21 protein-coding genes and 1 pseudogene are annotated in these 22,990 nt (G+C 61.4%); 6 read left to right on the top strand and 16 right to left on the bottom strand.

Going from position 1 to position 22,990, the window contains the following annotated elements:
* Window positions 1-26: 26 nt before the first annotated feature.
* From MTR72_RS25045 to MTR72_RS25090, 10 genes are read right to left on the bottom strand one after another with little or no spacing between them, the layout of a single operon-like run.
* The gene (locus tag MTR72_RS25045; protein ID WP_341511376.1) at window positions 27-956 is read right to left on the bottom strand and encodes a class I SAM-dependent methyltransferase; all 930 of its coding nucleotides are present in this window, start codon (window positions 954-956) and stop codon (window positions 27-29) included.
* Window positions 934-1,968 (bottom strand): GNAT family N-acetyltransferase, encoded by a 1,035-nt coding sequence (locus tag MTR72_RS25050; protein WP_341511377.1) that lies wholly within the window; start codon window positions 1,966-1,968, stop codon window positions 934-936. The genes MTR72_RS25045 and MTR72_RS25050 overlap by 23 nt, the downstream gene beginning before the upstream one ends.
* Window positions 1,965-3,017, bottom strand: coding sequence for a glycosyltransferase family 4 protein (locus MTR72_RS25055; protein ID WP_341511378.1), 1,053 nt, complete (start codon window positions 3,015-3,017; stop codon window positions 1,965-1,967). Before MTR72_RS25055 ends, MTR72_RS25050 begins: the two co-directional genes overlap by 4 nt.
* Complete coding sequence (locus tag MTR72_RS25060) at window positions 3,008-3,886, bottom strand: PIG-L deacetylase family protein (RefSeq protein WP_341511379.1); 879 nt, start codon at window positions 3,884-3,886, stop codon at window positions 3,008-3,010. Before MTR72_RS25060 ends, MTR72_RS25055 begins: the two co-directional genes overlap by 10 nt.
* A gap of 13 nt (window positions 3,887-3,899) precedes the next feature.
* A complete protein-coding gene (locus tag MTR72_RS25065) occupies window positions 3,900-4,832 on the bottom strand; it encodes a beta-xylosidase (RefSeq protein ID WP_341511380.1) in 933 nt (310 codons plus the stop codon).
* Entirely contained in the window at window positions 4,829-5,596 is a 768-nt protein-coding gene (locus MTR72_RS25070; protein ID WP_341511381.1) for a TIGR04290 family methyltransferase, read from the bottom strand. Before MTR72_RS25070 ends, MTR72_RS25065 begins: the two co-directional genes overlap by 4 nt.
* Complete coding sequence (locus tag MTR72_RS25075; RefSeq protein ID WP_341511382.1) at window positions 5,596-6,408, bottom strand: sugar phosphate nucleotidyltransferase; 813 nt, start codon at window positions 6,406-6,408, stop codon at window positions 5,596-5,598. Before MTR72_RS25075 ends, MTR72_RS25070 begins: the two co-directional genes overlap by 1 nt.
* Window positions 6,409-6,410: 2 nt before the next feature.
* Entirely contained in the window at window positions 6,411-7,508 is a 1,098-nt protein-coding gene (locus tag MTR72_RS25080) for a CgeB family protein (RefSeq protein ID WP_341511383.1), read from the bottom strand.
* Entirely contained in the window at window positions 7,505-8,101 is a 597-nt protein-coding gene (locus MTR72_RS25085) for a histidine phosphatase family protein (protein WP_341511384.1), read from the bottom strand. The genes MTR72_RS25080 and MTR72_RS25085 overlap by 4 nt, the downstream gene beginning before the upstream one ends.
* 13 nt (window positions 8,102-8,114) lie before the next feature.
* Entirely contained in the window at window positions 8,115-9,206 is a 1,092-nt protein-coding gene (locus tag MTR72_RS25090; RefSeq protein WP_341511385.1) for an inositol-3-phosphate synthase, read from the bottom strand.
* 84 nt (window positions 9,207-9,290) lie between these two features.
* On the opposite strand from MTR72_RS25090, the gene MTR72_RS25095 reads away from it, so the two are divergent.
* The 3 genes from MTR72_RS25095 (at window position 9,291) to MTR72_RS25105 (ending at window position 12,506) form a co-directional block, all read left to right on the top strand.
* On the top strand, window positions 9,291-9,464 hold the full coding sequence (locus tag MTR72_RS25095) for a hypothetical protein (protein ID WP_341511386.1): 174 nt from the start codon (window positions 9,291-9,293) through the stop codon (window positions 9,462-9,464).
* Window positions 9,465-9,595: 131 nt separating this feature from the next.
* Window positions 9,596-9,877, top strand: a complete 282-nt coding sequence (locus MTR72_RS25100; protein WP_341511387.1) for a hypothetical protein — start codon at window positions 9,596-9,598, stop codon at window positions 9,875-9,877.
* Between the two features lie 268 nt (window positions 9,878-10,145).
* Entirely contained in the window at window positions 10,146-12,506 is a 2,361-nt protein-coding gene (locus MTR72_RS25105; RefSeq protein WP_341511388.1) for an alpha-amylase family glycosyl hydrolase, read from the top strand.
* Window positions 12,507-12,546: 40 nt separating this feature from the next.
* Here the strand turns inward: MTR72_RS25105 and MTR72_RS25110 are convergent, their stop codons facing one another.
* From MTR72_RS25110 to MTR72_RS25130, 5 genes are all read right to left on the bottom strand, one after another.
* Complete coding sequence (locus MTR72_RS25110) at window positions 12,547-13,572, bottom strand: Gfo/Idh/MocA family protein (protein WP_341511389.1); 1,026 nt, start codon at window positions 13,570-13,572, stop codon at window positions 12,547-12,549.
* On the bottom strand, window positions 13,569-14,525 hold the full coding sequence (locus MTR72_RS25115; protein ID WP_341511390.1) for an MDR/zinc-dependent alcohol dehydrogenase-like family protein: 957 nt from the start codon (window positions 14,523-14,525) through the stop codon (window positions 13,569-13,571). Before MTR72_RS25115 ends, MTR72_RS25110 begins: the two co-directional genes overlap by 4 nt.
* Window positions 14,526-14,680: 155 nt before the next feature.
* The gene (locus tag MTR72_RS25120) at window positions 14,681-15,781 is read right to left on the bottom strand and encodes a DUF305 domain-containing protein (protein ID WP_341511407.1); all 1,101 of its coding nucleotides are present in this window, start codon (window positions 15,779-15,781) and stop codon (window positions 14,681-14,683) included.
* 28 nt (window positions 15,782-15,809) lie between these two features.
* Window positions 15,810-16,979 (bottom strand): zinc-dependent alcohol dehydrogenase, encoded by a 1,170-nt coding sequence (locus tag MTR72_RS25125; RefSeq protein ID WP_341511391.1) that lies wholly within the window; start codon window positions 16,977-16,979, stop codon window positions 15,810-15,812.
* A 197-nt stretch (window positions 16,980-17,176) separates the two neighbouring features.
* A complete protein-coding gene (locus MTR72_RS25130; RefSeq protein ID WP_445819636.1) occupies window positions 17,177-18,145 on the bottom strand; it encodes a cation diffusion facilitator family transporter in 969 nt (322 codons plus the stop codon).
* Window positions 18,146-18,298: 153 nt separating this feature from the next.
* On the opposite strand from MTR72_RS25130, the gene MTR72_RS25135 reads away from it, so the two are divergent.
* Both MTR72_RS25135 and MTR72_RS25140 read left to right on the top strand, forming a co-directional pair.
* Window positions 18,299-19,147: an SDR family NAD(P)-dependent oxidoreductase gene (locus MTR72_RS25135; protein WP_341511408.1), complete on the top strand. Its 849-nt coding sequence runs from the start codon at window positions 18,299-18,301 to the stop codon at window positions 19,145-19,147.
* Window positions 19,148-20,338: 1,191 nt separating this feature from the next.
* Window positions 20,339-21,415, top strand: a complete 1,077-nt coding sequence (locus MTR72_RS25140) for a flavodoxin family protein (protein WP_341511393.1) — start codon at window positions 20,339-20,341, stop codon at window positions 21,413-21,415.
* Between the two features lie 55 nt (window positions 21,416-21,470).
* On the opposite strand, the pseudogene MTR72_RS25145 reads toward MTR72_RS25140, so the two are convergent.
* Window positions 21,471-21,805, bottom strand: a pseudogene (locus MTR72_RS25145) (SDR family oxidoreductase); the annotation flags it as partial.
* 273 nt (window positions 21,806-22,078) lie between these two features.
* On the opposite strand from MTR72_RS25145, the gene MTR72_RS25150 reads away from it, so the two are divergent.
* Window positions 22,079-22,492, top strand: a complete 414-nt coding sequence (locus tag MTR72_RS25150) for a transposase (RefSeq protein WP_341511394.1) — start codon at window positions 22,079-22,081, stop codon at window positions 22,490-22,492.
* Window positions 22,493-22,990: the final 498 nt, after the last annotated feature.

Raw genomic sequence — 22,990 nt, forward strand, 5'->3', positions numbered from 1 at the left:
CCAACTCCCGATCATCTTGAACGTTCCTACGCGCCGAAGTTCTGCATCAGGAAGCACGTGCCGTCCCAGAGCGTGAATTCTCGGGACGCGCTATACTGCAAGCTGAGCCCCGAATTCTGCGCGAGGTGCCGCAACTTGCCTCTCTCTGCGACTGGATCGCTATCGTACGCAAAGTTCAATATGATCAGATGGCCGCCAGGCCGCAGGACGCGTGCAGCTTCGCTGAAGTGGCGCTGCGCGACGCCGGACATGACGAAATAGGGAAACACGTCGACGGCACAAGCGAGGTCGACGGAGGCGTCCTTGAAGACGGAGAGACCGTGTCCCGAGGTACGCACGAAGTGAGTGTTGGGCAGGTCGGCACAGCGCTCATGTGCAGCCTGAAGCATCTGCATCGAAACGTCGGTGCCGATCACGGCTTTGACATGGGGTGCAAGCACTTCGGTCATGCGTCCGCTGCCGCAGCCGATGTCGAGGACGCAAGCCCGAGGCGCCAGTAGATTCCGCGAGCGCATCCATTCCACGATTTCATCGGACGCGGCGCGTAACAGGTCCGCACGACCAAGACTATACAAGGCGACACTCGCTTCGTGTGAGACACTCGCGGCGGCATCGAAGATCGTACCCCATGTTGCCGGTGCCGGGTGCGGATCGCGAGCGTTCGGGTGATCGAGCGTGCGCGTGACCGCCTTGACGTTGGCAAATGCGTCGGGCGTCTGATCCCATAGCTCGCGCATCCGCTCAAGCCGCGTCAGACCTCCGCTAGTCGCGCGCGGATCGGAGGTGATTTCGCGGATGGCTGCATCGAGTGCGCGGCTGGCGTCGTTCGCGCAGGAGGCGGCCATGAAGAGCTGAACCAGCGCCACATTTTCGGGTGTGTGGCCGTGCGCGCAGCGAAGAGCGGGCGAAAGCAGCCGCCCGACGATGGGGTCGTCAGTCTCGTCGTGCGATGTCATGGCAGCTCGCCTTGCTACGATGAAACACGCGACACTTGTTCCAGCAATCGCGTGCTCCCCATCCATACTTGTATGGTTCCCGGCCGCGAAGAAAGTGGTACTCGCGCGTGGCCTCGCGACTCGCCTCGTCAAGGACGAACCCAAGCAGGATGACGCTGGGGGACTCATAGGCGTAGGCCGGGTCGAAACCAGTAAGGTAGCCATACGCCTGGTTGCGATGCACTAAGCCGTAATAGGCCGCAGCGGCGTGGCCCGCAATCTGCAGGACATAAAGTCGCAGCAGACCTGCATCCATCAGAGCCGGCAATGCATCACGGTGAAATTGCCGCACGCGGGAGTCGGCAAGGACACCCGGTTCGCCGCGCGAGTTCCAACGCTGTCGGTGAAGCGCAACAAGGATCTCGAAACTCTCCAGAACGGAATTGCGATCGGCCGCCAGGATCTGCAAAGAACCCCGCCGCTCGGCGCGGTTGCGGGCGGTGCGAAGTGCGCGACGCGTTCTTGCCGGAATGACCCGCGGCGGTCCATCAAACACATCCGGTAGACCGAGGACAGGACACGCACTGGCGTTGGCAGTGCGCTCACCATAACCGCCCGGAGCTGGCATCCGCAGTGCGGAAGCATTGGGCGGCAGCTCGGCCAGTTCGAGCACGTCCCAGAAGTCGGCGTCCGTAAGGTGCGACCTCAGCACCGCCAATGCCGGGCCCTCAAGCGTGGGAGCGATCAGGAAATCTTGATAGTCCGTCACCGGGAACCCCATCAATCGAACGAGCCGACCCTGCGCTCTCCGTTCGCAGTACAGGGGCGCGAGTCCGACCAGCCGTTTGCCCGTTCGAATGGCGAGAACGCAAGCCTCACCGTCCGCCAGGTTATTCCACCACGGCAGCAGCCACGCCGGCGACTGGAAAGGCGTCGCCGCCGGCGAGGTTCGCCACAACTCCCACCATTCGGGCGCAAGGGCCGCGAGCTCGGCTGCGTCGGTAATCATCCGGCAAGTGAACGGAGCCGTCATGCCACACCCGGTATCGTCACACGACTGAGCTTTTGGTAGACGGAAAGGTAGCTCTCCGTCATCCGCTCAAGAGAAAATCGCTCGCGCGCCGAACGTCGACAAGCGCCCGAATCAAGTTCAGAGGCGCGTTCGATCGCTTGCGCCATCTGGCTCTCATCACCGACCAGAAAGCCCGTCCGACCGTTCTCGATAATTTCCGCGAGCGCGCCCCGGTCAAATGCGATGACGGGCGTACCGCACGCAAGCGCCTCGCGGGCAACCAGCGAGCTGGTCTCGGACGCGAGTGAAGGTATGAGCACGCATCTGGCCATCGCGAGCAGCCGGCGCTTGCGTGCGAGATCGACGGGGCCGATGAAGCGACGCCACCGGTCGAGGGCCGGCTCGACCTGCGTCTCGAAATAGCGCTGATGCGCGGCGTAAGGAAACACTTCCCCGCCGATAATAAGCGCGATGTTCGCGCGCTTGGCTGCTTCGATCGCGAGGTGAACGCCCTTTTCGGGACAGATGCGCGCGAGCATCAAGGCGAACTTGCGTTTGGCGCCATCCGCTTCAAAGAAATGGTCCGCGATTCCATTTTCAATCGGTGCCAGCATGTGCGGCTTGGACGCCGAGGTCACATGCTGATATCGCGAGACAGAGTTGAACCAGACGTTGGATCGGCGCGGGGTAAGGGCCTCTCCCGGATACCAATCCACCGGAAGATGAAGCGTCACGAGCGCGGGCGGACCATCTCGCGGCAGGTAAGTATGAAAGTCGATCCCATGCAGGTGAACAACATCGATCGGCCAACGGGTGAGCGCAAGAGCTATGGCCTGGCGGTGCCGGCGTTGCGCGGCCTCGATCTCGATCTGGTGCAGGCTTTCGGACGCGCGGCGAACGCAGACGTGTGTGCCCGCTGAACGAGAGCCCGCGCACGCGACCAGGATCGAGCGATGACCGGAATGCACCAGCGCCTCGTCGAGCTGATGGATAACCTGCTCTGCACCGCCAACCGAATCGGGGCCCACTGGCGCAAAGGGATACGCGACGTTGAGCACCGTCAGAACCATCGTTCATCCGCCAGATCGAGCTCGCCCAGTGCGGCGCGGGACAGTTCAAGCCAACGCTCACCGGCGAGCCCCCAATCGTAAGCTTCGTAGAGCAGCTCTCCTCCATTGGGCAGCGAGAGGAAATCATAGGCCGGCGCCAATCGGAAACACTCGAACTCGGCATTGAACAATGACAGGGTCGCGCGTTGGCTTGTATGTGCCGCCAGCATGCGACGCTTCCAGCGCTGCTCGGTGGGACTCAGTCGGACGGTGGTCGCCGGCTGTTTGAGGTGACGAGAAAAGCACTGCGTCATCCAGCCGTCGTCTTCCCGGTGATAGAACGGCATCTCGATCACGTCCAATGCTTGTCTGCGGCGTCGTCTCAATACGGCGGCTGCGTGCACGGCGAACGCCGTGGCGTCATGGTCGGGATGTCCCCCTTCAAATGCGTGCGTCAGCACAACTCTGATATCTCGGGCCGCAACGAGAACATGGATCGCACGCACCAGATCGGCCAAATGAAGCGCCGCTGCCTGATCGGAAAGGCCGATCTCTACAATTCTGCTCTTCGGCAAGTTCGCCAGAGCCAGGGCATCACAGAGTTCGCGTTCGCGGGCGGCCGCATAAGAAGCCCTGCTTGCATAACCGTGCGCCAGGGCATCTTCGCCGTCACGCGGCGCACCATTCGTCGCGACCACGACCGTCACGTTGTCGAGCCGGTGGAGCTGAGCGCCGCAGCCGATGGTTTCATCGTCGGGATGGGCGACGATGACGGCGACGCGATCTGCCGCGGCGTGAGCGCGGCGCCGATTGGCCAGGATGTCAAGCAGCGCCGCGCCGGTTCCTTCTCGCCGGGCAACGTCCCGCTCTGCAATCGCCATAGCTGCCATGGCGCCGTTCCGTCTACTCGGCCACAGCCGACCGCAAAGGTCGAGCCGCAAAGGTCTGCCCGTGCGCATAGCGTTCCGTCATCGCGGCACAGAATTCGGCGAACTCTTCCGGTATTTGAGGTGCGCTCGTATGATGCGGTGCGATTCCGCGATGCTCGGGCGTGAAACAGTACGTCAGTGTAAGATCGAATTCCGACAGCGCCTCCATTTGACGGTCAAACCATGAAAGCGCGTTTGGACGGAAACTATCGGACCATGAGAGGCCGGTACGCAGATATCGGACTCCCAGGCGCTTCATCCAGGCAACGGCGTCGTCGAGCCGATGATCGTCGAAATGAAACCACTGACAGATGCCAAGAGCGGGTGCGTGGGACGGAAAGCGCTCGGCGGCTATCTTCGGTGATCCATCCTCCCGCAACAGGCCCATCGAGAAATGGCGGTAGTAAGATGAACCCTCGGCCTCCTTGTGCCGTGTCGTGGCCGGCCATGCTCGGGGCAGGTCGTAGAGACTGTACCAATGGATGCGCGGCGATTCTCCGATCAGCAGCTGCGCGGTGCGGTCCAGCCCCCACGCCTGCACCTCCTCGGCGCCGAAGCTGGATACGCCGACCTCTGATACCCAGATCGGGAGATCAGTGACCGTCTTGATCTCGCGGACCTTGGCTGGCCATTCATCGATCTGCCACAAATTCCAGTCGAGTGGAAAGCCGTGCACGGCCACCGCATCGACGTGATCGAGCACACCCTTTCCAATCATATTGGCGATGAAGGAAGGATCGATCGGCGAGATGCCGCCGAGCACGCGAGGTAGTGAGGGGTTGACTTGTTCTATCGCCCTGCCGGCGCCGATCGCCATCCGGGCAAACAGATCCCAATCGGGATCGATTTCCGGATCCCAATGCGATTTGTTGTTGGGCTCGTTCCAAATCATGATGGCTTCGATCATGTCGGGCGACCCTTCGTCGGGTAGACTGCGCCGGCGCCGGCTGGCGCCTCGGTCCGGCGACAGATGTAGACTTCGTCCTCGGGATGCAGCTCTATCTCGAACCCGCTACTGCGCAGCATCGCCTCGACACAGGCGTTGTTTGGGATCCACCAGTTTGTTGGATCATTCGCATATCGACGTTCGACGAAGTGCAATTTTGGATAGCCGGGACGGCTGAAGTGATCGTCTTCCCAAAAGTCATAGTCCTCGCTTGGCCGCTCCACTTCGGAGCTGCCGCGCAGCATTGACTGGAATACAAGGAGATTGCCCGCGACATGCTCGTGTATCAGATCCAGCGCGAGCAGCGGATGGCGCAAATGATAGAGCACTCCGAGAAACAGCACGATGTCGAAGCGCTCTCTCAGCATGCCAACGTCGTAAACGGAGATGTTGCGGAATTCGATGTCAAGGTCGTTCACCTCGGCGGCAAAGCGCGCCTGGCGCAGATAATCTTCGTCATTGTCGATGCCGAGCACACGCGCCGCGCCGCGTCGTTTCATTTCGATCGAATAGAAACCTGCGTTGCAGCCGATATCGAGGACGGTGTGGCCTTCGATCTCCGGTATGATCGACTGAGAAAATTGGCGCCATTTGACGGACGGGTAGTCGCCGAGAAAGTGCGTTGGCGCGGTTCTAACGCCCCTGAGCTCCATGTTGTGGAACCATGGTCCCAGTTGCTCGATCCGGAGACGGATATCGTCCGTCGTAAAATGTCGATTGCTCATCACATTCGCCCCCTCTCGTTGACAAGCGAGTGGTCGCCGTGCCGCCTTCGAGGCGCTGCCGCAGGACCACTGCCGTTCGGCGGCGAGCTACCCTGAACGTCCTCGAGCAAACTCATTGCGGCCCGATATCCGTGCAGGGTTCCGACATCGACATAGGCGCGGCCGCTTTTCGCTGCTACCGCCTTGCCGCCCTGGACAAGGTAGGCATTCACAAGTGTGCCGAAGTATTCGTCCGCTCTGTTCCGCGCCAGCCACAGCAGACGCAGTTCCTCGAATACGTGTCCCGGCATCTTGAAAGCACCCCAGATCCAGTGCGAGGCGGGGTTGGCTTGCTTGACCTGGATCTCGCGCACGTGCTCTCCGTTGAGGACGACGGCGTCGAAGAATTGGGGTCGTTCGACAGGAAACAAGAGGAAGGACAGAACGTCATCGGGCAGTGCGGCCAGGCCGTTCTCAGGAAACCAGACGGTGTCCGGCAGACCAATGACCACAGGCGCCTTGCAGTCGATGACCGGCTCGGCGGAAAACACCGCATCGCACAGCCCGACCGGCTGTTGCTGCACCACGTAGACGATCGGTGTTGAGCCGTAACTCGCGCCGAAATATTCCATGATGTCGGATTTGCCGGGCGATATGACGAAGCAGATCTTGTCGGCACCCCCGCAAACCATGCGTTCGACAAGATATTCGCTGACGGCACAGGGGCGCTCGACGCCGTCTTCGATGCAACTGCCGACCGGGAGCAATTCCTTTGAGAATGCAAGCGGTTGAATCCGGCTTCCGCGTCCTGCTGCGGGCACGATACCCCACATGACTATGCCCTTTCCAGTTCATCGCGCGCCGGCATCGGCGTCGTCGCGGACAGCGCGGCGATCAATTCGTGGGCTCGACGTTCCGATGTGTGAGCGGCAAGCGTATGCTCACGTGCGGACGTCGCAATACGCCGAATCTCAGCATCGGACAGTTCAAGCGCAGCGAGTGCGTCGGCCGTGTTGCGGGCCACCAGGATTTCATTCCCCGGAGTAAAGAAGGTCTCCAGCCCCGCCCACGCGTCGGACAGAACCGCCACGCCGCAGGCGGCCGCCTCGAACAGCCGCCCTTGGGGGCACCAACCGAGATCGACCATGGGCCGGCGAGTGACATTCAGGGTAAGGCGAGACGAGCCGTAGAATGCCGGATGATCGGTGGGAGGCAGATGATGAAGGAAGAAGATATTTGGACACCACGGAAAGTCCTGCGGATACTGCGCGCCGCCGATCACGAATCGTAGATCGGGTCGCGCCCTCGCGGCGGCGGTGAACAGCTCATCAAGTGCACCCTGCCGATCGGCGGAATAGGTTCCGAGATATGACAACGCGAACTTGCGTTCCGGCATTGCTTCCGCCGGGCGGTGCACGTCAGGATCGACATGACCATAGATCGGAACGACCCGGCGCGCGCCGAGATCGTCGCGAAGTGCCTCGAGCGCCGCGCCCCCTGTGTAGCTGAGCACGAGATCGAAATCTGCCAGCCCTCTTGGGCCGATATACGGAATGGCTTCGCCGCGGCGAAGCCGCGACAGCGTAACAGGCGTATCGAGATCATAGAAAACAGTGAGTGCGCGCCCCGCAGACATCACGAGGTCAGTTGCAGCCAAGGCATCGGGGGCATACGACGTGATAATCGCAGCGTCTGCCTCACGCAGCTCGCGCTGAACTCTTGATTGGACGGAGCTCCAATCGGGGTAGATCACGAGTTCACCGCCAGGCAAGGCGAAGAGATCACGATTCATCGCATAATAGGGCATATCGCGCTCGAAGAAGACGACATGATGGCCTTGCCGGGTCAGCGCTGAGCACAGTCCGCGCCAAAGCGTGGCGTGGCCGTTTCCCCAAGATGAGCTAAACGTTAGGCCGAATATGACGAGCTTCATGACGCAACCGATTGGTTCAGCGCGACGACTGCAATGGCACGTCGATCAACTTCGAGGGTGCTGATCGTGGCGGGAGCAATTTCCACGCGGTGATAGTCGTCGAGTGAGAGCTTCAGAGCATGCAAGACGACGGCGCGGATTACTTCGGCGTGGCTGCACAGGGCGACGTGTCCGTGCGGCAGCCAAGTCGCAATTCTGTTGAGATGGTCGAGCGTCCGTGCCTGCAGCTCCAACATACTCTCGCCGTTCGGCGGGCGCGTTGCGCCGCGCCTCGTATTCCACGAAGACCAGAGCGGGTCTCTGCCCAGCGATGCGAAGGAGCGGCCTGTCCATTCGCCCACGTTCAGCTCGTCTATTGCAGCGACGAGTTCGATCGAAAGCCCCAGTCGTCGCGCCAGCGGTTCGACTGTTTCCCGCGACCGCAGTTGCGGACTCGACTGCACTGCTACGATCTGCTCGCCGCACAGCCAGTCGGCGATCCTCTGAGCCTGGTTGCGCCCGCACGCGTTCAACCTGATGTCGGCCATGCGTCCAACGAGCATACGGCCGACGGCGTCGTGGGTCCCGTGCCTGATCAGCGAGAATGTCGTCATGGCCGACTCCGGCTCAGCCGGTCCCTGCGATGAAATCCAGGGTTCTGCCGCGAGCTTCGTGATCCGAAAATTGCTGCGGCGGTGACTTCATGAAGTAGCTCGAGGGGCCCACCAGCGCGCCGCCGATGCCACGGTCGAGCGCAAGCTTGGCGCAGCGCACGGCATCGATGACGACACCGGCAGAGTTAGGAGAATCCCATACCTCGAGCTTCAGCTCGAGGTTGAGCGGCACGCCTCCAAAGGTTGTGCCCTCCAGCCGGATATAGGCCCATTTCCGATCTGCAAGCCAGGGAACGTGATCGCTCGGGCCGACATGAATGCCGCCATCGGCCATAGGTACGTCGAGCTGACTGAGAACAGACTGTGTTTTCGAGATCTTTTTCGACTCCAGTCGCTCGCGTTCCAGCATGTTCTTGAAGTCGGAGTTTCCACCGAAATTGAGCTGATAGGTGCGATCGAGTTGGACGCCGCGCTCGCGAAAGAGATTGACCAGCATGCGATGCAGGATGGTCGCGCCGACCTGGCTCTTGATGTCGTCACCGACAAGCGGAAGCTCGCGATCTTCGAACCTGCGGCGCCAGACCGGGTTCGAGGCGATGAACACCGGGATGCAGTTGACGAAGGCGCATCCGGCCTTCAGCGCACAGTTCGCGTACCATTCGCTAGCGCGTTGCGATCCAACGGGAAGATAGGAGACGAGCACATCCGTCCGCGTGCTCGCGAGGCGATCCGCTACGTTGACGGGAGGCCGGTCCGATTCTTCGATCTCTTCGCGAAGATAGCGTCCCAATCCGTCCAGCGTAGGACCGCGCTCGACGGTGACGCCGGTCAGCTTGGCGTCGGCGAAACGGAATGTGTTATTAGGTGGAGCGTAGATTGCCTCGCAGACATCACGTCCCACCTTCCTTGCGCTGACGTCGAACGCGGATGCTATCTCGATGTCGCGAACATGGTAGCCGCCGAGGTCAACGTTCATTAGGCCGGGAAGCGGCTCGTTGGCCTGAGCATCTGCGTAGTGGCTGAGACCTTGCACGAAAGAAGAAGCGCAGTTGCCGACGCCGACGAGTCCGACGCGAACCTTCTGAGATGATGTTGCTTGTTGCATTTGCGGGCCCGGGTCGCTGGATGCGAGTGCTGCGGTCCGTAACGCATGCGAAGGATTGTTTGTTCCTCATTGTCCGGGCGGAGCATGCGAGCTCTCTACCAGGTTGCATCGGAAGAAGACGATGATGAGGAAGCTTGTGACGGCGAAGAAGATGATGAAGAAGAAGGTGATGAAGAAGAAGGTGAACAAGAGGAAGAAGAACACGAAGATGACAGCTCATCGATCGCAGCTGGAGTGATGGCCGAGATCTCGAAATAGGAGGCCGGGTAAGTCCTGTAGTCAGGAACGCCTTTTGCAGTCATCGAATTGAAGCCGATATCGACTGACGACTGCGAGGAGGCATTCCCCGAGCGGGTCGAGAAGAAGGCAGGTAGATGAGGAGACGGATCATGTCGAAAGGTAATGTCACAACGGACCACAAGAAGATCCAGCACTGGGCTGAGGAACGCGGCGGCATACCGGCAACTGTCAGGCGAACGAAGGGAGAGGGCGAGCCGGGAGTCCTTCGCCTCGACTTTGAGCCACGCGACAAAAGCCTCGATCCGATTGGATGGGATGAGTTCTTCGACAAGTTCGACAAGGAGGGTCTTGCATTTCTCCATCAGGACCGAACAGAAGCCGGTGAACTGAGCCGCTTCCACAAGTTCGTGAACCGCTCATCAAGCAAGTAAGCGACCGATCATCGGACCCGTGTCCGACGCCGCGTGAAGTGACATGACGGGTTGAACCGGGAGATGCGCGGGGTGGGATCCTTGTTGCCGGTTCCGTGGGGGTCGATGGGCAGGCGGACAATTCGGTTATGTCTACTGGGATGAGGGCCACGCTTGCGAGGTGGCTCTCCACGGCACCTGCAACACTGTCGCGCGGAGACGGGAACGCGGGGCGGGGACAGAAGGTGCCTGGCTCGCGACGGACCTGCAGGAGAACAAGCCGAGGCGATTGTACCAGGCGGTGCGGTTTACGCGGCCGCAGAGGCACGCGATCGCCGTCATCATAGGGCGCACCCTCACCATCGCAGTGCTCAATGCCGTCGAACCTCTCGTGATCAAGACGGTATTCGACGAGTTGATGGCGCAGTGCGCCAAGGTGCTTGTGCTGAGCATCGTCGCCTTGTGCTGCTTGGCGCTGTCACCTGAGGTTCGCGACGGTGCGGCAGACTGGCTGACCTGGCGTACGCGCATTGGTCTGCAATATGCGCTTCTCGAGGCAACTATCGGCAAGCTTCACAAGATGCTGCTGGATCCATCCGCCTTGATGGAACCGAGCATACCGATTATTCCGCTCCGGTCCCGCGGGGGCGGGGATGATGGCTGTCCGGCGTGCGTGTGCGTCGATCGGCAGAGAAGGCGGTTCATCAGTTTGCGGCCCCACATGCGCTGTTTGCATCTGACGCGCGCCGGGGTGCTTGCCACGGCGCTCTTGCTTGCGGGTGCGGTCGCCACCGGTCAGGTTCCGCTCTCGTTCGGGACGGCCGGTGGCGATGCATGGGCCTTCTCCAAGTCGATCGTCATCACGATTCCCGAAGCCCGCTGTGATCAGATCGTGGTGACGTCGCCCGTCTCGTCCGTGACACTGCCGGCCGAGCGCGGACGGGTCCACGCGCTAGTTTCGCTTCAGCCTGGCGACAATCGGATCAGAGCCGAATGTCGTGAGCACGGCGTCACACGCGGCGCGGCGCAGCAGACCTGGAATGTGCGTCTCCGCAACGTCCCGACCGCATCTGTTCGCGTCTCCGAGAGCGACCGCGGCCTGACGCTGGATGCGCAAGGAAGTGTACCGGCGGCGGTGCGAGCCAGCGCGATCAGTCGTTACGAGTGGCGGGCGCGCGACGGCAACCCGGCACAGCTCGCCGATTTTCCGGCGAGTCGGCCACGCATCGAACTCTCGGACGGGGTGCCCGACGGCGAGTACTACGTCACGCTCAAGGTCACCGACCACGACGGCCGTTCCGATGAAACGACAATCATGTTTCGTGCGCTGGGCGGTATCCTGCGAGCCGTAGATGTCGATCGCGAGCATGCCCTCTGGATCGACCGCGCGGTAATCTACGGTGTCGTTCCGGCCCTGTTTGGCCCTCGCGGCCTCGCCGATGTCACAGTGCGCCTCGATCAGCTCAGGGAGCTCGGAGTAACGGCGCTGTGGCTCTCGCCGATCACCGGAAGTCCGCCAGGCGATTTCGGCTATGCGGTAACCGACTATTTCCATGTGCGGCGGAGCCTTGGAAACGAAGGCGAGCTACATGACCTGATCCAGGCCGCCCATGCGCGCGGAATCCGTGTGATCATCGATTTCGTGCCGAACCATTTGTCCGATCAGCATGTCTATTTCGCAGACACGGTCGGACGCGCACATTTCTCGCCCTATTTTGGCTTCTTCGATCGCGCCCAGGATGGCAGTCCCAAGCACTACTTCAATTGGAGCAACCTCAAGAATCTCAACTATGCAAATCCGGAAGTGCAGCGCCTCGTCATCGAGGCTTTCGCATACTGGGTTCGCGAGTTCGACGTCGACGGCTTTCGTGTCGATGCTGCATGGGGCCCGAAGCAGCGGGCGCCGGAATTCTGGCCGCGTTGGCGTGCCGAGCTCAAGCGGATCAAGCCGGATCTGTTGCTGCTTGCCGAAGCCTCCGCAGGGGATCCCTACTATGGCCGCCATGGGTTCGATGCAGCCTATGACTGGACCGGGAAGCTCGGCGAATGGGCCTGGCAAGGTGCCTTCGATGATGAGCCGAATACGGCACGCCGCCTGCGCTTCGCGATCGAAGCATCCGAATCGGATGATCTCCTGATCTTCCGCTTCCTCGAGAACAACGATACCGGGCCCCGTTTCCGCTCACGATACGGACTGGACCGAACCCGAATTGCCGCGGCCATGCTGCTTACGCTACCTGGCATTCCCGGCATCTTTACGGGCGAGGAGGTTGGCGCGGCCTACGAACCCTACAAGGACGCACACCCGATCGCGTGGGATGACGGTTACGGACTACGGAACTGGTACGGGCGTCTGATAGCCTTGCGCCGCGATCACCCCGCATTGCGCTCGCGCGACATCCGCATGCTTGACGTTCCCGACGACCGGAATGTGCTGGCCTACCTCAGATCGGACAGCAAGTCCTCAGATCGCGTGCTGGTGCTTCTCAACTATGGTGCATCGCCAGCACGGATCTCTATCGCAAGCGATCTCGCGGGTAGGCTTCACGGCAGGCGGATGACAGATCTGTTGAGCGGCGAGGAAGTCGCGCTTGACGATGCGAGCATCACAATGCCAGGCAAAGCCGTTCGCATGCTGAAACTCCGATGAGCGCCTGTGCACGAGGCTTTGTGATTGCTGAGAGTCTTCATCACCTGCCATAGATACGGTCAAGAACGGCCGCCACGTCGATGCATCGCTCGACGGAAGGATCGAAGTGCTGTCCTGCAGCAAGTCTCTGCGCCCAATCGGCGGCTGCCCGTCCGAACCAGGCATCGGGTGGTGCCGCCAGGCATTCGCATGCCGTTCCGCGGTACAGTTCGGCGACAAAGTCGTAGAACGATCCGTTGATATTCCGCATCGCCGCGCCACCTTGCGTGCCGTAAAAGGCTGCAGAGATCACCGCGTCGCGGCCGGCCGGCAGCCGCCATGAGCAGGTGAGATGCACGGCCGTGCCGGTCTCCAGGTCCAGCGTTGCGAGTGCATAGTCCTCGGCCCGGTCGGCTGGCGCCGAAAGCAACTGGCCGTCCGCGAACAACCTTGATGACGTCTGCACAACCTTCGGGAAATCCAGCACCCACAGCGCGAGGTCGACCAGGTGGACCCCGAGATCGATGACGCAGCCGCCACCCGCGAGGGCCGGCTCGTAGAACCATGGCTTGTCCGGCCCATAGGCGTTATGGAAGGTCAGCTCCACGGCGTAGACATGTCCGAGCTCGCCGTTGTGTACCAGTTGGCGAATTTGATCCATCGCCTCGGTAAAGCGGTACGACAGGTCAACTGCAAGCAATCGGTTGGCCGAGCGGGCCGCATCGATCACCGCGCGGACTTCCGCAGCCGTCCGTCCCAGCGGTTTCTGGCAGAACACAGCTTTGCCGCGGGCGAGCGCGCGGATGGACTGCTCGGCATGGAGCGCCGTCGGTGTTGCGATAACGATGCCATCGACATCCCCATCGAAAAGCTCGTCGAGCATCGAGAGAGCTTTCGAATTGGGCGCAAGCTGCGCCGCCCGGGCGATCATCGCTGCGGAGGGATCAGCAACGGCGGCGACCTCGACTTGGCCTGTTTCCGCGATCGCGCGCATCCGATGGTGTCCGATCCAGCCGACGCCGAGAAAGCCGACCCGCGGGCGCGTTGCAGTCTGCGCGAGATCGCCGTCAATCGAGACTTGTGTCATGTGCACGTCACCAGCGCTTTTAGGAAGCCGTCCGGACGGACACGTGTGGCATTCAGGGCGTCGTCCAGGCGGTCGAGGGGAAAATAGTGCGTGTAGAGCGAACTTGGATCGATTTGGCCCGTGACGACGGCCTCAATGGCGTCCCGGATGCCCTGGATATAAACGCCGGCGCGACGTTCATGCGCATTGATCACGTCGATGCCGCGCCAGTTCCAAAGCTGCATGTTGACTTGTCTCGGGCCGTCCTGATGATAGCCGGCGATGATCAGTCGGCCGCGCTCGCACGTCAGCTCCGCGGCGAGATCCAGTGGCCGCTGCTTGCCGGTCGCCTCGATCACCCGGTCGCACAGCGCGCCTCCCGTGAGGGCCCTAACCTGCTCAATTCCGCCGGCGTCGCCGGCGATCGGGATGCTCTCGGCTGCTCCCATCCGGCGCGCCACCTCGAGCGAAAATGGCCGTCGGGACACCGCGATCACCCGTGCGCCGGCGTTTGCTGCCAGGCGCGTCAACACGGCGCCGAGAAATCCAATTCCGACAATCGCGACCGTATGTCCTGCGCTGATCTCGCTTCGTCGAAAGATGTTCATGGCGCAGCCAAGCGGCTCGGCCGGAACGGGTTGCCGATCAAGCGCCGCAGGTAACCGCACCACCGCGTTCGCGTCGGCGACGTCATATTCGGCGTAGCTGTGATAGGACAACGCGGCAACGCGCTCGCCGACCGACAGATCCGTAACGCCGTCGCCAACGGCATCGATGATGCCCCAGCCTTCGTGGCCAAGCCCGCCCGGCTCGGTGGGAAACGTCATCCATTCCGGTCCCGCCCAAACGGCCAGATTGGATGCGCAAACGCCACAGCCCTGCAGTCGAATCCGCACCTGACGAGATGCGGGCTCCGGCAGGGGGACCGTTTCGACGCAGGCTTGACCAGGCGCGCCAATAACGACAGCACGCATGTTTCGAGCGACAGGAGAGGTGTATTTCATTGACTGTGCAATCGCGTAACCCTCAGCGATCAAGGGCTCGCGCGCTCAACAATTATCGGTTCGCTTTGGTTCCTTGAACCGAAGCACCGCAACGCGGAGCTTTCGCGCAGGCCGCTGCTCGAGCGCTAATTGATTCTGTCGGCGAACATGTTGCGGAACGCCGCTGTGACGGCCGCTGTCCCGCTTATTTCTTGCATGAGCGCGATTTCGCCTTGCTGTTCGTGTCGAATCGCGTGAGCCATGATCCGCAGCCGAGGGTCTCCGCGGCCGCGCCATGCCTGATCGGCCATCTTCACGGTCCCCTTATGATGCAAGGTCATCATTGCAACGAAACGTGCGTCGAATTGCTCCGGGGAAGCGGACCTGACCTGTTGCATCTGCGCGGGCGTCAGATAGCCGGGCATGGCTGCGCGCTCCTCCCCTGTGCATTCCGGCATCGGTGTTTTGAACCAGCTTTGCCACCAACCGTCGAATATCCTGTTCTCGCCGCTCTGGCTCGCCGCCATCAGCATGGCGAGCGCGCGGAGATGCGAATCGCCGGCGCGATCGACGCCAAGGCGAGCCAGCTCGATCCCCTGGACGTGATGTCTGGTCATGTGGCGAATATAGGTTTGATCCGTATCCTCATCGCGTCCCATCCATGGCAGTTCGCGGCCAAGGACGCTTAGCAGTGCCATGCCGGCCAGTAGGACGATTGTCGCCAGCGCCGCCGTCGCCCAGATCCTGGCGAAGCGAGCATCGGTGTCGGGCACGCCACCACGCGGCCAGCGCAGCCACGCGAACAGCGGATAGATGAACGCGGAGGCGCCGTGCACGAGCAAGCCGATCCAATAGGGCTGCTGCAGCGTGAACAGCGGCTGCCAGAACGGAAACAGCGGCACCAGCAAGAACCATTCCGTTGCCGACGACACCACCGCCCAGGGCAACGCAAGGAACAGGATCGGGATCGGACGGAGATCGGCGGTCCAGCGGCCAAGCACGCCGAAAAACATCATTGCCCAGGAAAAATCAGCCCACTGGTGAAAGGCAATCCCGGCGAGGACAGCGGTCCACGAAGGCTCGATGCTGAGTACCCAGTCGCGGCCGGGAATTGCGGCGACCGTCATCCAGTCGACCCAGGCGTCACGACCGATGCGGGCGGCGAACAGTTGGCTGACAATAGTCGAGAATGTGCTGCTGATCAGGCCAAGCTCCGCCGCGGCAATCCAGCGCGACCGCGGTTGCACATCTGTCAATAGGACGCCTCCAGCTCCGCTAGGGTTTCATCACTGCCTTGATGCACCCATCCTGCTTGTCCCGGAATGTCCTGTATAGCTCGGGTCCCTCTTCGAGCGTGGCACGGTGGGTAACGACGAAAGAGGGATCAATCTCTGCATTCTCGATCAGCTTGAGCAGCTTCTGCAGATAGTGCTGCACCGGCGTCTGGGCCATGCGAAAGGTGAGGCCGCGGTTGATCGCCGAGCCCATCGGGATTTGGTCAAGCAATCCCCCGTAGACGCCGACGATTGAAACCACGCCAAAATTGCGGCAGCAGTGGATGGCCTGACGCAGGACGTGAGGGTTGTCGGTGCCGAGATAAGTAGTGGTCTTGATGCGATCGACGACGGCATCGAAGCCGGAATGGATACTGGGTTCGGTACCGACTGCGTCGATGCAGGCATCGGCGCCGCGGCCATCAGTCAGTTGCTGGATGCGGTCGTAGACGTCGTCCTTCCTGAAATCGAGCGTGATGGCACCGGAGGCTGCTGCCAGCGCCAGCCGCTCCGGCACGGTGTCGATCGCGATCACCCGCTCGGCGCCGAGCAGGAGCGCGCTCTTGATCGCCATTTGGCCGACCGGCCCGCAGCCCCAAATCGCGATCGTCTCGCCGCCTTTCAGGTTGCAGAATTCAGCGGCCATATAGCCGGTCGGAAAGATGTCGGAGAGAAAAAGCACCTGCTCGTCCGTCAAGCCGTCGGGTACCTTGATAGGTCCGACATCGGCATAGGGCACGCGCAGATACTCGGCCTGGCCGCCGGCGAACCCCCCAAGCAGGTGCGAGTAGCCAAACAGGCCGGCGGGCGAGTGCCCCCACAGTTTCCCAGCGGCTTTCGCGTTCGGGTTCGACCGTTCGCAGCCGGAATAGAAGCCGCGTTTGCAAAAGAAGCACTCTCCGCAGGCGATCGTAAACGGCACCACGACGCGGTCGCCGATTTTCAGGCTCTCATTCTCCGATCCGATCTCCACCACCTCGCCCATGGTCTCGTGGCCGAGCACGTCGCCCTTCTCCATGCCGGGCATGATGCCGTCGAACAGGTGCAGGTCCGACCCGCAGATGGCACAGGCCGTCACTTTGATGATCGCGTCGCGCCCGTGCTCGATCTTCGGTTCCGGCACGGTATCGCAGCGAATGTTGTTCTTGCCCTGCCAGGTCAGCGCGCGCATCAGATGACCTCCAACCGGCAAAATAGTTGAAGCTACAAACGGCCAGATCGCGAGTGGTTCCTACTTCGCGCCCACGCCAGAGAGCAAGAACGGGGTCGAAAACAGCATTTCGACGCGCCGCAGCGGCGACGTTCGTTCTCAAGGCAAGGTCGCCGGTAGGCCTTGAGTTGGACGGACCTGCGATCCACGAGCGGAGCTCACGGGGTCGACTCGGAGATGAAACGGCCAAACTGGGTCTTGCGAGCGGCCTGAAAACTCCGGGCTGCCTGCGGTTTCACGAATACTGAAACAACCTGGGGATGTTTTGAGCGAATGCGCTGCTCAAGCGCTTCCACGCATCGCTCGATCTCGGGTGTACGGAGATCGTCGGAAAACTCAAGGCTCAGCGTGACCACGATCTGGTCCGGTGCAAGATGAACGGTAAGTGCGCCATTTGCCTTGTCGACGCCGGGCTGGCTTTCGGCAAGCGCCAGGATCGAGGTGCTGATAGCCTCATGCGCGCGCTCGCCGATAAGCAGTTCCTTGCTCTCTCGCGCGAGAATAAGTGCCATCGCGGCCAGGATACCGCCGATCAGGATCGAGCCAACGCCGTCGATGGCTGGATTCTCGAATCGTTCCGCAAGGAAGATGCTGAGCGCAGCAATCGAAATGCCGATGAGGGCGGCGGTATCTTCCAGCAGGATCATGAACGAAGGTGGATCTTTGCTGCGCCTGATCGCCTCCCAATAGCCCAGATCGCTTTTCATTGTCCGGAACGTCACGAGCGCGAACCACCACGAGACCCCCTCGAAGAGCGCGGATAGCGCCAGCACGACGTAGTTGACGGCGACGTTCTCGATACGGGAGGGCACCGCGATATGGGTGATCCCTTCATAGATCGAGATTCCCGCGCCAAGTGCAAAGAGCAGGAGCGCGACGACGAAGCTCCAAAAGTAGAGTTCTCTGCCGTATCCCAATGGGTGAGTTGGATCTGGCGCCAGGCGCGATCGGTAGTAGCCATAGAGCAACAGCGCCTCGTTGCCGGTATCCACAAGGGAATGAGCGCTTTCGCTCAGCATGGAGGAACTGCCAGTCAGCAGGGCGGCCGCGAACTTGACGACCGTTACCATCAGGTTGCCCAGAATGGCGACTTGGACGACTCTCCTCGACTTTGAGCGCGTACCGATGGCCATGCTCTTTCCCGACCGGTGATCTCCGCCCGGAACGATGGGTTTCGAAGTTGCCTGATTGGAACGTCATCCCTGCCGGGAAGTTCAACGCGGAGCAGATTGAGAGCGGAGCGGACAACAATGGCAGGTTGACTGGACGGAAAGGCGGCAATCGTAACTGGCGGAGCCACCGGAATCGGCGAGGCCATCGCGCATAAGTTCGCCAGAGAGGGTGCGAGAGTCGTCGTCGCCGGATTTCCCGCCGATCCCGTGGACGATGTTGTCCAGGCGATCCGGGCGCGGGGTGGCGTCGCCGAACTGTTCCTTGGCGACGTCGCAGATGAAGTGGACGCACAGGCTTGCGTCGCCTTGGCGGTTGACGCGTTCGGCAAGCTCGACATCCTGATCAACAACGCCGGCGTATTTCCTGAGATCGCCGAATGTCAGGATCATTCGGTCGAGATGTTCGATTACATTGTCCGTAACAACATCCGTTCCGCTTTGCTGATGACCAGGTTCGCATTGCCGCATCTTCGACGCTCACACGGTGTCGTAATCTCGACGGGGTCGGAGGCTGGCGAAATGGGCGAACCGACAGCGGCGCCTTACGGCGGCTCGAAGGGCTTTCTTCATGCGTTTATGCGGGGCGTAGCTTACGAGCAGGGCAAGTACGGCGTGCGCGCGCTTTGCGTGTGCCCTGGCCCGGTGGATACGGCCTGGACGCATAAGGAGACCGGGCCAATGAATGCGCAGATGGAGAAGCAGACCCTTTCCGGTACGGTCCTTGGGCGGCGCGGCACTCCGGAGGAGATGGCTAATGTCTTCGCCTTCGCCGCCTCCGATGAGGCCAGCTTCATGACGGGAGCGCTGGTCTTCGCCGATGGCGGCACCACGATCGCGAAGGGCGCCCCTGGAAAGATGGCACAAAGCTTCGTGAGGGAGCAGCCCAAGCCGACGCTCGGCCTGAAACATTCGCACGACGGCCTGAAGGGCAGGCCCGTCGAGAATCGCATGCAGTAGATGCATGCAAGGTCAAGGAGCGCGTGGTTGCCCGGATCGACGCGGTCCCGGCGCTCAATCGTGATCGCGCACCGTGCTGAGAGCGCGCGAACGGAGAATCACCTCCGGTATCGGTAACGGTGCGAGTGATGCGAATGGCGCCATCGCCCCCGTGCCCATCCGTAACTTATGTACGGATTGCCTGGGCCGTAGTTCTGGCAATTCGCATTCGGAAAAACTGCTGCACACCGGCCGGGGTTTTCGACGACCGGAGGCGCTGCGAGCACTGGCGCAACCGTCAACAATGTGGTGGCCAAAGCACTCAGCGCCAGCGTTCTTGCCATGGGCCTCCTCCTTCTCTCAGGGTCGCCAATGCCCGAGACCAGAGCGAGGTTCCAATGTCTGTCGCTCCGAACAGGTGCACCGCATCCCTGAAGCACATACGCCGCTCCCTTGACCTTCCGGCTGCGCAACCCCTGTTTTGAATGAGCTGCTCGCTAGATTTGAGGTTACATTCTTTATCGCCAAATCGAAAAAGCTCTGATCCATGGCGGTTTTGGCGTTGAGATCGTCCTCTCTGGCGAAGAAGCCATCACTCTTTTGCTCGACGGCAATAAAGCTTACAGGGCGCTCGTTACGGACGTTCGTCTGGGAAGCCATCTGACCGGATGGGAACTCGCAACGCGGATAAGGAAAAGAACGCACATTCGCTGTCGTCTACCTGACGGCCTCCAGCGCGTAGGATTGGGCGGCGTACGGCGTTCCCAACAGTATGCTTGTATCGAAGCCCTTCGCTCCTGCTGTTTCCAACCTCCTCAACGCCGGAACATGGCCGAGAACGTAAGGTCGCTGAACTGCCGGCGGAGGCCGTGCAGCGCCAGCGGGCAGCCGGCGGGGACAGCACGTTCTACGTCTTGGACGGGTGATGCTTGGCGACATAACCATGTACGTCCGCGGCCCCACAGGCATGCACGAACGCCAAGGCATCGCGCCACAAGATCTGCAAACCCCCGACCATCCGGCCGAGCCGTTCGAGATTTCCATGTTCAGCCTACTAGCCGTTTGACGCGTCGGCACGCCGGGTGCTGAAAGCATTAGGAACCTTGGGCGCGGAGCAAAGTTTGGCGAGCGTGCAGGCAAAGGACTGTGGCAAATGGCGTCTGCGGAGCGCGTTTTTTATTGTCGCCGTGCGAAGTGGCGAGAACCTCGGATATGACCGAACCAGACGTTCGCAAGGGAATGCCCCCGGTCAAGTTGTCGCGTGAGGAATTCGCAAATCGCTATAAGCGTCAGTTCGCAGATCCGATCTTTGCTCCGCTACAGCGAGAGCTTGATCGCATCATAGCCGCGGCATGGGATGCTTGCAGCCATTCGCGCAAGGCGCCGATAACGCAAAAGGCGGGAGCAGGCTTTGCAGATCCAGGTTACGAGATCGCACTCGACTGGCTCGCGGCGCACACAGCCGTTCTGGAGGCACAGCAGCGCCACGACGACGCAAACGAGGCGCCGCGCGTCCTGATCATCAACGGCGCGGCGCGCAGCGAACACACCTGTCCCGGCGAAATGTCAAAGACGTGGCGTCTCGTCAAGCTTGCCGAGTCGGTGTTCGCTGAGATGGAATTCGTCGTCGATATCCTCGACCTGTCTCGATTGTCTTCCGAGTTTGGCAAGAGGATTTTCCCGTGCAAGTCATGCGTAGCGACCGCCATGCCGCTCTGTCATTGGCCTTGCAGCTGCTATCCCAACTATTCGTTAGGACAGACCGGAGACTGGATGAACGATATCTATCCGATGTGGGTTGCGGCTCACGGCATTCTGATCGTAACGCCGGTTTATTGGTATCACCCACCCTCCGGATTGAAGGCGATGATGGATCGTCTGGTGTGCGCCGACGGAGGCAATCCGGATCCATCTTCGACACACGGGAAACGAGCGGACGAGGCGAAGAGGCTGGAATTGCAGGGTTGGCCCTACCCTCGTCATTTGGCAGGTCGCCATTTCGGCGTCGTTGTGCATGGTGATAGCGTCGGGGCCGAAACGCTGCGGCGTTCGCTGTCGGACTGGCTGACCGATATGGACCTCATATCGGCGGGGCGAGCTGCCGAGCTGGATGGCTATGTTGGCTACATGGCCCCTTACGCGACTTCGCATAACGAGCTGGATCGCGACGAAGCGTTTCAAGAGCAGGTGTTGAACACCGCCCGCGCACTCGGCAGGGCGGTCAAGCTCGCGCGGAGCGGCCAACTGGAGGATCCTGGCGCGGGTCTCGAGGAGCCGAGGCCGAAATAGCAACCGAATGCGCGAGCGATACGTGGCAGGAGCTCTCAGCGGAGGTGGAGTCCTGCGGTTGCCCCGATCCGCCCGCTGCCCCATACACTAGATCGAGCCTAGCTCGGCTGGCTGACCGGCACGACCAAGGGGAGTCTGGCTGCCGAATTTCTCCAGTTTCTCCATCGAGGCGCCGCCGGACACCTGAAGCGGAGTCCAGATTGGGCCGGGAGCAACGGCGTTGACGCGGATACCTTTCGGACCGAGCTGCTTGGCAAGCGATTTCACGTAATTCACCGTTGCCGCCTTGGTCTGGGCATAGTCGTAAAGGTCGGATGACGGATCATAGGCTTGTTCGGAGGCGGTGCCGATGATGCAGGAGCCGGGTTTGAGGTGCGGCAGGGCCGCACGCTGCTGACCAGCCGGAAGTTGCTCAAGCGCAAACTGATCGACCTCGAAAACCACATTCGTGGTGCACTGCGGGCCTATGGGTTGCTCGTCGGAGCCGTCGCCCGCGGTGCCTTTGAAGCCCGCGTCCGCGAGCTGCTCGTGCGCAGCGATCCGATCTTCGTTATGACCATCGAGGCCTTGTTGGATGTGCGCCGCGCCATCCTTGAGGGTTACGATCGGCTGCATCGTGTGCTGCTGCAAGTGGTCCAGCATGATGCTGTCTGCCGCCGCCTGATGACGGTTCCAGGCGTCGGTCCCGTTGCGGCGCTGTCGTTCAAGGTCGGCGATGACCCTCATCGCTTTGTCAGATCGCGAACGGTAGGTGCGCATTTTGGCTTGGCGCCGAGGCGCCACCAGTCCGGCACGTCGATCGATTACGAAGGACGCATCAGCAAACAGGGCGACGTTGCCGTACGCGAGGCGCTTTGCGAGGCGGCCGCAAGCCTGCTGCTACGGGTTAGGAAATGGTCGGCACTGCGAGCGTGGGGCCTGCGGAGCGCCAAACGGTCGAGCATGCTGTGCGCGATCACCGTAGTCGCGCGGAAGCTTGCAAGCATTCTGCATCGGATGTGGGTCAGCGAGACCGACTTCCACGTCGGCTTCGGCGCCAAGGTCACGCAGCGGCTGCGGTTAAAACCGGCACGGTAGCCGCGGTGCAGATGACGACGGATTAGCGCTAGGTTTGCGCCCGGCATGTTGAGGAGGAGCGAAATTACAGATCCGCGCGCGCGGTGAGCGTCCCTTGGCGGGGCCGCGAAACGGGGAATGTCCGCTATCTCTTGCCTGCTGCCGCCCTTCGGGGACGAGAGCGCCGGACTGCTTGGACAGCCCTGTTTACGAACCTGATGAAGAGCATGCGACGGCCCAAGTGCTGAACGCGAAGGAACGCATAGACCCCGCCTGGTGAATGCACGTCGCGTACGCGGCTGTGGTGAAGTTGCGCGTTGTTGGTGCAGGGAGTGGTAATGGCTGAAGTTGGAAGAGTCGAAGAAAAGCGTAGGAATGAGTTGACTTTGCAAGCCCGATTAGGACTGCCGCCCGTAATCGGTCTGCGCCGGGAGTTGCGGCGGCCGCGCAAGTGGCCTGCGCGATGAATAACCCGCACACTGCGCGCCTTGAGCAACGCGGGAGGCGCGCGATGGAATT

The organism is Bradyrhizobium sp. ISRA442 (assembly GCF_038085055.1).
Lineage (GTDB): Bacteria > Pseudomonadota > Alphaproteobacteria > Rhizobiales > Xanthobacteraceae > Bradyrhizobium.

Bases quoted from the DNA above. Each gene is read 5' to 3' on its own strand.
- MTR72_RS25090 (WP_341511385.1), bottom strand. From the start codon at position 9,206: ATGCAACAAGCAACATCATCTCAGAAGGTTCGCGTCGGACTCGTCGGC.
- MTR72_RS25115 (WP_341511390.1), bottom strand. From the start codon at position 14,525: ATGCGTGCTGTCGTTATTGGCGCGCCTGGTCAAGCCTGCGTCGAAACG.
- MTR72_RS25150 (WP_341511394.1), top strand. From the start codon at position 22,079: ATGACGGTTCCAGGCGTCGGTCCCGTTGCGGCGCTGTCGTTCAAGGTC.
- MTR72_RS25100 (WP_341511387.1), top strand. From the start codon at position 9,596: ATGTCGAAAGGTAATGTCACAACGGACCACAAGAAGATCCAGCACTGG.
- MTR72_RS25045 (WP_341511376.1), bottom strand. From the start codon at position 956: ATGACATCGCACGACGAGACTGACGACCCCATCGTCGGGCGGCTGCTT.
- MTR72_RS25070 (WP_341511381.1), bottom strand. From the start codon at position 5,596: ATGAGCAATCGACATTTTACGACGGACGATATCCGTCTCCGGATCGAG.
- MTR72_RS25060 (WP_341511379.1), bottom strand. From the start codon at position 3,886: ATGGCAGCTATGGCGATTGCAGAGCGGGACGTTGCCCGGCGAGAAGGA.
- MTR72_RS25075 (WP_341511382.1), bottom strand. From the start codon at position 6,408: ATGTGGGGTATCGTGCCCGCAGCAGGACGCGGAAGCCGGATTCAACCG.
- MTR72_RS25055 (WP_341511378.1), bottom strand. From the start codon at position 3,017: ATGGTTCTGACGGTGCTCAACGTCGCGTATCCCTTTGCGCCAGTGGGC.
- MTR72_RS25110 (WP_341511389.1), bottom strand. From the start codon at position 13,572: ATGACACAAGTCTCGATTGACGGCGATCTCGCGCAGACTGCAACGCGC.
- MTR72_RS25125 (WP_341511391.1), bottom strand. From the start codon at position 16,979: ATGCGCGCGCTGACCTGGCAGGGCAAGAACAACATTCGCTGCGATACC.
- MTR72_RS25050 (WP_341511377.1), bottom strand. From the start codon at position 1,968: ATGACGGCTCCGTTCACTTGCCGGATGATTACCGACGCAGCCGAGCTC.
- MTR72_RS25080 (WP_341511383.1), bottom strand. From the start codon at position 7,508: ATGAAGCTCGTCATATTCGGCCTAACGTTTAGCTCATCTTGGGGAAAC.
- MTR72_RS25095 (WP_341511386.1), top strand. From the start codon at position 9,291: ATGCGAGCTCTCTACCAGGTTGCATCGGAAGAAGACGATGATGAGGAA.
- MTR72_RS25085 (WP_341511384.1), bottom strand. From the start codon at position 8,101: ATGACGACATTCTCGCTGATCAGGCACGGGACCCACGACGCCGTCGGC.
- MTR72_RS25140 (WP_341511393.1), top strand. From the start codon at position 20,339: ATGACCGAACCAGACGTTCGCAAGGGAATGCCCCCGGTCAAGTTGTCG.
- MTR72_RS25065 (WP_341511380.1), bottom strand. From the start codon at position 4,832: ATGATCGAAGCCATCATGATTTGGAACGAGCCCAACAACAAATCGCAT.